Raw genomic sequence first — 11,161 nt, 5'->3', positions numbered from 1 at the left:
CAGCGCAGGGGTCCCACCTCTTCCCATCCCGAACAGAGAAGTTAAGCCCTGCAGCGCCGATGGTACTGGGGTTACACCCGGGAGAGTAGGCCGCCGCCACATTATCACAAAGCCAGCCCGCAAAGCTGGCTTTTGGCGTTTAGGGGAGTTGCCATTAATATAATGACCTCAGGCACCTCTTCCCATCCCGATCCGCCGTGGCGGATAAGCCCTGCAGCGCCGATGGTACTGGGGTTACACCCGGGAGAGTAGGCCGCCGCCACATTATCAAAAGCTAGCCCATAAAGCTGGCTTTTGGCGTTTTAGGGGGGTGAGTAAAGAATTTTAGATTGCAGATTGTAGATTGTAGATTTAAGAAATGCCCGTGAACCTCACCTTGTTGTAAATACTTGAATATAGATTATAGAAAAATTAAATTTTTTCGTCAGAAATTATTGGGCCTTCACTTTTATTGCAGCAAATAAACTGTATTTGAATAATTGGGAGATATCTAAAATAGATGTTTGAAAAATAACGAACAAAGCTTATTTGAGAGAGAATTCTATCATTACAGGAAAATGATCAGAGGGGTATTTCATGCCATAGTTGTCGGTCAGAATTCCATGTCTCAAAACTTTGATTTCCGTGCTTACAAAAATATGATCAATAATTCCCTCAGGAAGTCTTTCCCAATTGAACCCATTGAAAGTCCCTTGATTTCCAATAGATGGGGTTTGTGAGACCAATCGGCTGTCTTTTAAATTGGAATTTTCTAAAACAGTCGCATAGGCAGGATTATCAGGTTTTACATTGAAATCCCCAATGAAAATTACAGGATGCCCCTCTATATTTATTTCTTTGATTTTTTGAACGACCAATTTGCTGCTTTCTTCCCTTGCATTTTGGCCTACATGGTCATAGTGAATATTGAAGACATAAAATATATTTCCAGCCTTGTCTTCAAATTTCCCCCACGTACAGACTCTATTCAATGCCGCATCCCATCCTTTGGACGGCTTGTCAGGAGACTCTGATAGCCAAAAAGTGCTATGTTCAAAAACTGTAAACATATCCGGGTTATAAAATATGGCACTGAACTCTCCTTCTTTACCTCCCTTATCCCGACCTATTCCTATGTAAGGAAAGTTTAAGGCGGTTTTCAATTCTTCCAATTGGTGATAAAGTCCTTCTTGGGTACCGATAATGTCCATTTTATGAAACTTGATCTGATTAATGAGATGGGGTGACCTGTCTTTCCATAAATTCCCAATATCATTGGGATTATCAAACCTGATATTATACGTTGCTATTTGGTAAGTTTGAGCAAAAGAATTCTGATAGGAAATAGATATTACCAAGAGAACAAAAAAGGCTAAAAGTAAAACCGAAAAACAATTACGCTTCATATTTATTTAATTTAATGGTTTATTAAATTAGTCAATTGTTCCAAAGAAACCTGATATGTCCTTCAGAAATCTAATATCCCTTAAATCCATGACAAAATGAAAATAATTGATCCTAAAGAACTTTCTACATCTCAATTCCATGGTTATCTATTGGGTGCAGTAGCGCCAAGGCCTATAGCCTTCGCCAGTACAGTTGATCTGGATGGAAAAATCAATTTAAGTCCATTTAGTTTTTTTAATGTTTTTGGCTCCAATCCACCTGTTTTGATATTTTCACCTTCAAGGAGAGTAAGGGACAACACGACCAAACATAGTTTGGAAAACGTAAAAGAAGTACCGGAAGTAGTTATTAATATTGTCAATTTTCAAATAGTGGAACAAATGTCTCTGTCCAGCACGGAATATGAAAAAGGAGTCAATGAATTTTCAAAATCAGGATTGACTGAAGAACCTTCCATTTTGGTAAAACCACCAAGAGTAAAGGAAGCGCCTGCGGCATTTGAATGTAAGGTGATTGATATAATTCCTGTTGGTGAAGGAGGTGGGTCGGCGAATTTGGTAATCTGCGAGGTATTGTTGATGCATCTCAACGAGGAAATATTGGATGGAAATGATCAAATTGATCCCAATAAATTGGATGCAGTAGCCAGAATGGGAGGAAATTGGTATTGCCGGGCAAGTGGGGCTTCATTATTTGAAATTCCCAAGCCATTAAGAAATAAGGGCATAGGTGTAGATAATATTCCGGTAACAATCAAAAACAGCATGGTATTGTCAGGAAATAATTTGGGAAGATTAGGTAATATAGAAGCATTACCCAACCAAGAAGAAATAGAAAATTTCTCAATGAAAGCTGAAATTCAAGATTTGAAACTTAGATTTAAAAATGATAGAGAAAGTTTGATTTTTCATCTCCATGAATATGCAAAAGAAGTACTTGAAGATGGTGATGTTGAAACAGCATGGAAAATTTTACTTCAGATATAAAAAAAGGAGCGTACCCTCCTTTTTTTATTGAATGATCAATTCATAAGGCATTCTAACCATTAATCCCTCATATTTCTTTACATTTTCCATTTGTTGATAAATAGGATAAAAAGATCCAAGTTTTTGTTTTTGATAGAAGATCTGAACATCGTTGGAAAATTGGCCAAGCAATCTTTCAAACCAAGGTTTTTCCTGAGGATAATAAATGACGCGGAAATCATCTGAAACCTCTGCTTTATTTGCGGCTATATTAATGGCATCTTCCAAGCTACCCAAAACATCCACTAGTCCATTCTGTAATGCCTGATTTCCTGTCCAAACTCTTCCTGATGCTATTTTCATGATTTCTTCTTTGCTTTTGTTTCTTCCGTCCGCTACCCTTGTAAGGAAAACATCATAACCTTCTTCTACCTGGCCTTGGAAAATAACTTTTTCCGTTTCAGATACTTTTCTGGTAGGACTGAGAAAATCCGATAGTTCGCCAGTTTTGACCACATCTGTGGTTATACCTAATTTATTGTTTAGAAATCCTTGAGCATTGAACCAAAGTGCAAAAATTCCTATGGAACCTGTTATGGTATTTGGCTGAGCTACTATAGTATCCGCACCTGCTGCAATGTAATATCCTCCGGATGCGGCAACTTCACCCATAGATGCTATGAGAGGCTTTTCTTTTTTAGCCTCTTCCAATTCCCTCCAAATTACCTCTGAAGCTAGAGCCGACCCTCCAGGAGAATTTATCCTAAGGACAATTGCTTTAATATCCTTGTCTTTACGGGCTTTTTTGATCTCCTCCCTGAACTTATCAGAGCCAATAGTTCCTTCCCTCTCACCGCTCATTATATCCCCCTCTGCCACAATGACTGCTATCCGGTTTTTTGAAAGCCTGTTTTTGGTTTTTGAAGATTGGTTAATATTGGTAACATTGATGGTATTCACTTTATCCTCCTCCGTTAAACCCAACTTTTCTTTAAGTAAATTGATAACTTGGTCTTCATACCAAAGTCCATCTACCATTTTATAATCAACAGCATCTTTGGTCTTTCTGACCAACATCTTAGAGTTTATTTCTGAAATCTGCTCCAAAGAGATACCTCTTGAATCACCAACCTCCTGTAAAAGAGTCTGGTTAAGATCATTTAACAATGATTCAGTCTGCAACCTATTTTCGGGGCTCATCTTTTCGAGCATAAACGGCTCGACAGCACTTTTAAAATCTCCCACACGGAATATTTGAGGTTCTATTTCCAATTTCTCAAACATACCCTTGAAAAATACGACTTCTGCTGCAAATCCGTTGAATTCCATTAAACCTGAAGGGTTGATATATATTTCATCAGCAACAGAACTAAGGTAATATCCTCCTTCCGAATAATACTCTCCATAACTTACAATGAATTTACCGGAGTCTTTAAAATCCAATAAAACATCACGAAATTCCTTCATTCCGGCCTGACCAGCTACAAAAGTTCCTGCCTTGAGAAATATTCCTTTTACATTTTCATTTTCTTTTGCTGTCGCTACTGCTTTTTTCAAGCTTATCAGTCCAACATTTGGAACTCCCCCTATCAGGGTGAATGAAGAAAAATCCGGATCATCCTCACTGGTTCTTTCAACTAATACTCTTCCCTCAAGATCTAAGACAAGAACTGTGTTTTCTTTAATTTTCACTTCATCCTCTGAGGATGATATCACAGCAATGATACCGGCGAGGATAAAAAAACTCATTACTGAAAATATTAAAAGGCCAACGATAACGGCCAATACGTTTCCTAGAAATCTCATAATCTTCTTTATTATTTGGCAAAAATACTTCTTTTTTATTTATGTTTAACCGATGTGAGCAATAACAGGTAAATGGATAAAGTAGTTTTAATTATTGGAGGAAATCTTGGGGATAGACGGGCTTTGATTGGAGAGGCTAATAAGTTGTTGATGTTACAATTTGGGATTCCCAAGCTTTCTTCTTCAATTTATGAGACAACTGCATGGGGAGGGAAATCAGTGGGAAATTATTTGAACCAGATATTGATTTTTGAAACTACTCAGAGTCCCGAAAACCTGCTGACTACTATTCAGGCCATAGAAGATAAAATGGGTCGGAATCGAGATCTGAAATGGGGAGACCGTACAATGGATATTGATATTTTGTATTTTGGGAACAAAATAATAAGAACTTCATCTCTGATTATTCCCCATCCATATATTGAGGAAAGGAGATTTGTGCTCGAACCTTTAAAAGAAGTTATTCCTGAGTTTTTACATCCGCTCCTTGCAAAAAGCCAGCAGGAGTTACTTGAATTGTGCTCAGATCCTTGCAAGGTTGTGGTTTTTGAAAAACGAAACCCGGAATGAATTACGGGCTTTCTTTAAATGCTTGCGGCCTCAGCTTCTTTATTTATTTTTTTGACCAAGCCTTGAAGAACTTTTCCCGGTCCGCATTCAATAAAAATATCAGCACCATCCTCAATCATCTGCCGGACAGATTGAGTCCATTTGACAGGGGCTGTTAGTTGGGCTATAAGGTTATCTTTGATTTCCTGAACATCAATGACACCCGTGGTGCTTACATTTTGGTAAACAGGACAGCTAGGTATTTTGAATGTGGTGGACTCGATGGCTTTTTGGAGTTTTTCACGTGCAGGTTCCATCAGAGGTGAATGAAATGCACCTCCAACCGGCAATGGTAGTGCTCTTTTAGCACCTGCTTCTTTCATTTTTTCACAGGCAATTTCAATCCCTTTATTGCTCCCCGAAATGACAAGTTGTCCGGGGCAGTTGTAATTGGCGGGTACTACTATCTCACCCTTAATGGATGCGCAGATATCTTCTACTTTTTCATCTTCCAAACCTAAAATCGCTGCCATCCCTGAAGGATTGATTTCACATGCCTCCTGCATGGCCAAAGCCCTTTGGTAAACCAGTTTTAATCCATCTTCAAAGGCAAGGGTTCCATTGGCTACCAAAGCAGAAAACTCTCCCAATGAATGTCCCGCAACCATATCCGGAGTGAAGTCCGAGGATGTTTTGGCAAGAATAACGGAATGAAGGAAAATGGCCGGTTGGGTCACTCTTGTCTGCTTGAGTTCCTCTTCAGATCCTTCAAACAAAATGTCTGAAATCCGGAAACCTAAAATCTCATTGGCCTTTTCAAACAAAGATTTTGCCTCCTGACTACTTTCATACAATTCTTTTCCCATTCCCGGGAATTGGGCTCCCTGACCGGGAAAAATATATGCTTTTTTCATTATTTTTGATTTGGTAAAGTGTAAAGATATCAAAAAATAAGAGGTCTTGGGAAAGACCTCTTAATGGTAATTAAATCTAATTTTGCATTTTTAATTATCTATGGTAAGAGAATCTATATTCATACCTCCCAGATCATAGATTTCTGTAATTTCTTTCAAAGCTGCTTTGAAATCAATCTTCAGATCAATCAACTTTCCGGTGCCAACGTCAAATACCCATCCATGGATTTTCATCCCTCTATTTCTGACAGCTTTTTGAACAACTGCCGTTTTCAATAAATTGACACATTGTTCCTGAACATTCAACTCCACAAGTCTATTGTATTTCAAAGTTTCATCCTTAATTGCGTTAAGTTCATTTTTATGAATTCGGTAAACATCTCTGATATTTCTCAACCATGGGTTAAGGATTCCCAGGTCTGCCGCATCCATAGCTGCCTTTACCCCTCCGCAAAAATAATGACCACAAACAACAACATGGTCAACATTGAGGTATTCTACAGCATAGGTCAACACTGACATAGCATTCAGGTCAATGCTAATGACCATGTTGGCTATATTTCGGTGAACAAATACATCTCCGGGCTGAACGCCCATAAGGTCTTCGGCACTTACACGGCTATCTGCACAGCCTATATAAAGAATATCAGGATTCTGGCCCTTTGCCAGGTTTTTAAAATAGTCCGGATTTTTTTCCAGTTTAGCGGCAATCCAGTTTTCATTGTTTTCAAATACATGAGATATATCCATAGTCGGTTAAAATTTGATTATTTAATAATACAGTAATTGGGTTAAATTACCAAATGAAACCTTATCAGCGGAAATACTGACAATTTAAAGGTCCTCTAACTTTAAAAATCTCTTTTTTTCTTTATCTGTTGGCAAGCGACAGATTTCTTTTTTCCCAAACCATCTATACCTGTTACCGGCAATCCAATCATATAAAGGGTCTCTTATAAATTTCGGAACTATAATGAAAACATACATAATAGGCCATGCTCCGCCTAAATTTCTAGCAATTTCCAAAGCAGCCCTGCTTTTGTAAAATACAGATTCCCTGTGAATAAAGACAAGGGAATCTAAATATTCATTATTGATTTGATAATTTTTCAGTAATCTTTTGGTTGCCTTATCCTGTAATGCAGCAACTTTGAATCTTTCTTTTTTGTCCCTAGTGATTATGAAATCTACAGCACTGTTGCATAAGTTGCATACCCCATCGAAAAGCACTATCCGGAATTTATCCTGAAATCTCACCGTAGTACCTGGATTGTTCCTTTCAGTGTTTTTTGCTGTAATGCAGGATCAAGGGCGTCAAACCTCACCGTTCCTGAATAGAAATAAGTCCCGGCAGGTAATTGATTACCGTTTTTATCTGTACCATCCCAACGGATATAAATATCATTTTCGTTGGATGAAAGGCTGTTATAGCTGAATACCTCCACGCCCCATCTGTTGACTATAAATATTTCAACACCTAAAACAAATCTGGGACATCTTGCAAAGGGGTTGTCGTATGCCATAAAGGTTTCGTTCACCCCATCACCATTTGGAGTAAATGCATTTGGTAATTCATAGTTTGGACAATTGTCCACACAGACTATATTGCTCGCATCACTTTCATTACCCGAACGGTCTATTGCGGTGATATAATAACAGCCTTTGTAATTCGGTAAATTTGAAAGAACAGCATTTCTCTCAAATGTCGAATATGTGCCTGCCAAATTAAATTGGCCATCCTCTCCATCAAGAGAAAAGTATAATCTGAAAGCACTCAATTCATCATCGCAGACATTTGTGAAATCCGGTTCCCAGCTAAGTTCATGAACAAATGAATTGAAATTACAACCTTTGTCAGAAAGAAATTCACTGCAAACAGGCCCTTCAAATGTCAGCACAGGTGGACAGGGAAGCCTGTCATCATCAGGCCTTGCACAGATTATCTGGGATTTGTTTTCCAACGGATATTCAAGCAAATCAATATTGTAGGAACCTTTAGTGATGACATAATAGCAGTATTCAATTTCTTTTTTCAGGATTACACCATTATGCCTGCCGTCATCAAAATAAGTAAAACCGGCTGTGGTCACATCTACTTCCCCAATGAGTTCAAATGTATCAGCATCCTGGGCTTCAGGGTCATTTCTGTTTCTATATACCTCATGGGTGAATTCAGATACCGCATTGTTCCATGGGACATTGAAGGTCCACTTGAGTTCTATTGCTTCGTTGATTATTATAGGTTCCAGTCTCACCGAAGAAGCAGAACTTGAACTGTCAATAGTGGTATTGTTTTCTTTGAGGATTACTTTGTAGTTGTAAACAAGGTTTTCCGTATTCAACCCTGTGTCGGTAAAAATTGTATCTGAGGTACTAAAAACAGAAACCCTGTTTTGGTTACCTGTAAGCCCCGTACTTCTAAACAATTCGTAGGTAAACGGACCAGGGAACTGAACCCTGTCAATATCATAAGGGGGAGTCCATTTAATAAATATTTCACCGTTTTCGCTGTCTGTTTCTTCCACGCTCACATTGGTTATGAGGGGCACATCCACATCTATTGTGATACATATTTCTTCGGAAACTATGCTTTGGCCCAATCTAGGTTGAGGAAAAGCAGATACTAATCTATAGCAATAAGTATTTCCAGGAGCCAAACCTTCACCTTGATTATTGTCCAGAAAATTGAAAGTTGACATATTGGTGGTTCCTACCAGTTCATACCCTGCCCTAATGCCAGTTTCACAAGAATCCGGTTCATAGGGATCAGAGTTCATTCTTCTCCAAACTTGCATAGTTTCAGCTGAATTTGAACAAGAATATGGCTGCCATTGAACATCCACTGCTCTTCCTGGCTGTTGTTCCAAGTCTTCCAGGACAGGCGGGGGGGCTATCACCTTAATTTTCCATGTTTTAATGTCAACTAAAGCTGGTCCAGATCTGGGTTGATCAGTAATTCTAATCCTTACCTGATATTCTCTTTCTCTTACATGGCTACAGATGGTCTGCCACTCAAAGTTAATTATCCCCGGACTCGATTGGAACAAGGAAACAGGCTCGTAACTCGCAGGAGAGGCAGAAATCTCTATTGGATCCCCAAATACCTCAATTTTGACCGGGTCACCATCAGGGTCAGAACCCTGTATGATTTCTTCAATTTTTGTGCCTGCCACTACACAGAGATCAGGCGGTAATATCAATTCAGGGCGTTGGTTGTTAGAATTTTCAATAATAATCTGCATGTCACGGACCACATATCCAATTTGTCGCCATACACCGTCAATTTTTCTGAATTCTTTGATCCGAAAGGCGACATTATATTGACCGGCCAATCCCGGGGCATCCCAGATCAAATCACCGGTAAGGGGATCTAAGGACAGAAAAGGAGGCGTACCGCCATCTTCCCTATTGAAGCTGAATTCCGGGGAAGCAGGACTTCGGTAATTGTTAACAGGCCTTTGAAATTGTTGTTTCGGTATATCCATTTCATACGCAAGGCTGTCTCCATCAGGATCATACGCTCCCGGATTATGAATATATCGCTTGTTTACAGCTCCATTATCAACAGGTGGTATGGTAAGTACCGGGGAGTTGTTGACACCTATAAATGGATCTATGATTATCTTGGTTTCAACATAAAACGGTGTATCCACCGAATTGTCCATATTGAGTGTCAGGTCATTTCTGTTGAATTCCTTGAAACGAATAATATATTCCCCGGGCCCCTGATAAGTATGGGTGATAACAAAAGTGGTTTTTTCAATCTGATTTCCCAACGCCTCTTTGGTTTCAAAGTCTGCTTCCAAATTCAATTTTGCCTCTCTACCATCTCCGAAATTAATATCGCCAGGGCCTAAAATCACACTGGACCGGGTATCGGTGTAACCAACGAATGTAATTCTATACGTCAAAGTTTGAACGGAAACTCTCTCGGCAGTGATTTCACCTGCACGGATGTGAGTTGCAAAAGAACTGGTCAAAGACAGGAACAAAAAACCGCAGGTGAGTAAAAGTAAAGCGCTGATTTTCATGTAGGATTTAAATTTATCTTTTAAGATATACGAAATTAACCAAAACAGGATGAAATTATTCATTTTAATCAAACAATAAAATTAAACACTTGGTTAAATCAACGAATCAATATTGTAATTATTGAGTGTTGCAACCAGTCTATTTAGAATGTATTAAAATAAGTTCGATCAATTGTATATGGATTGTTTGCTAAACTTTCCACATGTAAATTTGGCGCCGTAGTTTAATAACCAAATATCAATCGAACACTTAAGAAAAAGCATATGAGTTGGGTATCAAAAACCTTTAACAGCACCCTAGGCAAAAAACTGGTAATGTCCCTTACAGGTTTATTTCTGATATTGTTTTTAGTAGTGCATTTGGGAGGAAACCTTCAATTGCTCCTTCCTGACGAGGGTCAAGCTTTTAATATATATTCAGATAATATGGGTACGAATCTATTGATCAGGGTAATCTCAATAGGTAATTTTGCGTTCATTTTATTGCATGTTATATATTCAATTATTTTGACAAGACTTAATAAGAAATCCAGACCTGTTGCTTATGCTTTGAGCAAACCTCAAAACAACATTACCTGGTCATCCAGAAATATGGGAATCCTAGGCACACTTATACTGATTTTCTTGCTGGTTCATTTGAGAGCTTTCTGGTATGAATTCAAGTTCGGAGAAATACCTACAGCGGTTTATGATGGGGTGACATATAAGAACGTTTTTGCCATAGTTTCAGAAGCCTACAGCAATATATTATATGTTGCATTTTACGTGATATCCATGGGATTCCTTGGATTTCATCTTTCCCACGGTTTTGCAAGTGCATTTCAAACCCTTGGTCTGAACCATATCAAATATTCTCCTTTGATCCATAAAGTCGGTATTGGCTTCTCCATCATAATTCCGGCACTCTTTGCAATGATTCCTCTGGTCATGTATATCAAAACACTTTGACTCAGCGGATTTAATTGAATGTAGAAATATAAAATCTCATTTAGATGATACTAGATTCTAAAATACCCGAAGGCCCATTGGCAGAAAAATGGACCAAACATAAATTCAATGTAAAATTGGTCAACCCGGCCAATAAAAGGAAATATGAAGTAATAGTGGTCGGAACCGGACTTGCCGGTGCCTCAGCAGCAGCCTCTTTAGCGGAACTAGGCTACAATGTCAAGGCATTCTGTTTTCAGGACAGCCCCAGAAGAGCACATTCAATAGCTGCACAGGGTGGAATCAATGCTGCCAAAAACTATCAAAACGATGGTGATTCTGTTTTCAGATTGTTCTATGATACCATCAAAGGTGGGGATTACAGGTCAAGAGAAGCCAATGTTTACAGACTTGCTGAAGTTTCTGTGAATATCATTGATCAATGTGTCGCTCAAGGTGTACCTTTTGCAAGAGAATATGGAGGATTATTAGCCAATCGTTCTTTTGGCGGTGCGCAGGTTTCAAGAACTTTCTATGCCAAAGGACAAACCGGGCAACAGTTGCTTTTAGGAGCTTATTCAGC

The 11,161-nt window shown here is 38.8% G+C and carries 11 protein-coding genes and 1 rRNA gene; 5 read left to right on the top strand and 7 right to left on the bottom strand.

The annotated features are described in order from the left end of the window. Window positions 1–102: ribosomal RNA gene (rrf, locus tag ACEW8O_RS18690) — 5S ribosomal RNA — on the top strand; the annotation flags it as partial. 2 nt (window positions 103–104) lie between these two features. On the opposite strand, the gene ACEW8O_RS18685 is transcribed toward rrf, so the two are convergent. Both ACEW8O_RS18685 and ACEW8O_RS18680 read right to left on the bottom strand, forming a co-directional pair. Beyond that, on the bottom strand, window positions 105–263 hold the full coding sequence (locus tag ACEW8O_RS18685) for a hypothetical protein (RefSeq protein ID WP_373496148.1): 159 nt from the start codon (window positions 261–263) through the stop codon (window positions 105–107). 261 nt (window positions 264–524) lie between these two features. Then, window positions 525–1,385 carry an endonuclease/exonuclease/phosphatase family protein gene (locus ACEW8O_RS18680; protein ID WP_373496147.1) on the bottom strand — a complete coding sequence of 287 codons (861 nt, stop codon included), beginning with the start codon at window positions 1,383–1,385 and terminating at the stop codon, window positions 525–527. Window positions 1,386–1,481: 96 nt separating this feature from the next. Here ACEW8O_RS18680 and ACEW8O_RS18675 point away from each other — a divergent pair, with 96 nt between their 5' ends. Next, the gene (locus ACEW8O_RS18675) at window positions 1,482–2,372 is read left to right on the top strand and encodes a flavin reductase family protein (protein ID WP_373496146.1); all 891 of its coding nucleotides are present in this window, start codon (window positions 1,482–1,484) and stop codon (window positions 2,370–2,372) included. Between the two features lie 24 nt (window positions 2,373–2,396). Here the strand turns inward: ACEW8O_RS18675 and sppA are convergent, their stop codons facing one another. Further along, window positions 2,397–4,157 (bottom strand): signal peptide peptidase SppA, encoded by a 1,761-nt coding sequence (gene sppA, locus ACEW8O_RS18670; protein ID WP_373496145.1) that lies wholly within the window; start codon window positions 4,155–4,157, stop codon window positions 2,397–2,399. Window positions 4,158–4,229: 72 nt separating this feature from the next. Here sppA and folK point away from each other — a divergent pair, with 72 nt between their 5' ends. After that, window positions 4,230–4,727, top strand: coding sequence for a 2-amino-4-hydroxy-6-hydroxymethyldihydropteridine diphosphokinase (gene folK / locus ACEW8O_RS18665; RefSeq protein WP_373496144.1), 498 nt, complete (start codon window positions 4,230–4,232; stop codon window positions 4,725–4,727). A 14-nt stretch (window positions 4,728–4,741) separates the two neighbouring features. Here folK and fabD read toward each other — a convergent pair whose 3' ends face one another. The 4 genes from fabD to ACEW8O_RS18645 all read right to left on the bottom strand — a co-directional run bounded on the left by fabD (window position 4,742) and on the right by ACEW8O_RS18645 (window position 9,651). Continuing rightward, the gene (gene fabD / locus ACEW8O_RS18660) at window positions 4,742–5,620 is read right to left on the bottom strand and encodes an ACP S-malonyltransferase (protein ID WP_373496143.1); all 879 of its coding nucleotides are present in this window, start codon (window positions 5,618–5,620) and stop codon (window positions 4,742–4,744) included. A gap of 90 nt (window positions 5,621–5,710) precedes the next feature. Next, a complete protein-coding gene (locus ACEW8O_RS18655; RefSeq protein ID WP_373496142.1) occupies window positions 5,711–6,370 on the bottom strand; it encodes a carbonic anhydrase in 660 nt (219 codons plus the stop codon). An 84-nt stretch (window positions 6,371–6,454) separates the two neighbouring features. Then, complete coding sequence (locus ACEW8O_RS18650; RefSeq protein WP_373496141.1) at window positions 6,455–6,877, bottom strand: thiol-disulfide oxidoreductase DCC family protein; 423 nt, start codon at window positions 6,875–6,877, stop codon at window positions 6,455–6,457. Then, complete coding sequence (locus tag ACEW8O_RS18645; RefSeq protein WP_373496140.1) at window positions 6,874–9,651, bottom strand: gliding motility-associated C-terminal domain-containing protein; 2,778 nt, start codon at window positions 9,649–9,651, stop codon at window positions 6,874–6,876. The genes ACEW8O_RS18650 and ACEW8O_RS18645 overlap by 4 nt, the downstream gene beginning before the upstream one ends. A 264-nt stretch (window positions 9,652–9,915) precedes the next feature. Between ACEW8O_RS18645 and ACEW8O_RS18640 the strand changes: the two genes are divergently transcribed. After that, a complete protein-coding gene (locus tag ACEW8O_RS18640; RefSeq protein WP_373496139.1) occupies window positions 9,916–10,599 on the top strand; it encodes a succinate dehydrogenase cytochrome b subunit in 684 nt (227 codons plus the stop codon). A gap of 44 nt (window positions 10,600–10,643) precedes the next feature. Further along, the coding region (locus ACEW8O_RS18635; RefSeq protein ID WP_373496138.1) for an FAD-binding protein at window positions 10,644–11,161 on the top strand (518 nt) is incomplete at its 3' end.

It is taken from the genome of Aquiflexum sp. (genome assembly GCF_041749095.1).
Classification (GTDB): Bacteria; Bacteroidota; Bacteroidia; order Cytophagales; family Cyclobacteriaceae; genus Aquiflexum.
The sequence above is the reverse complement of the archived record's forward strand: the minus strand, read 5'-3'. Positions and strand labels throughout refer to the sequence as shown.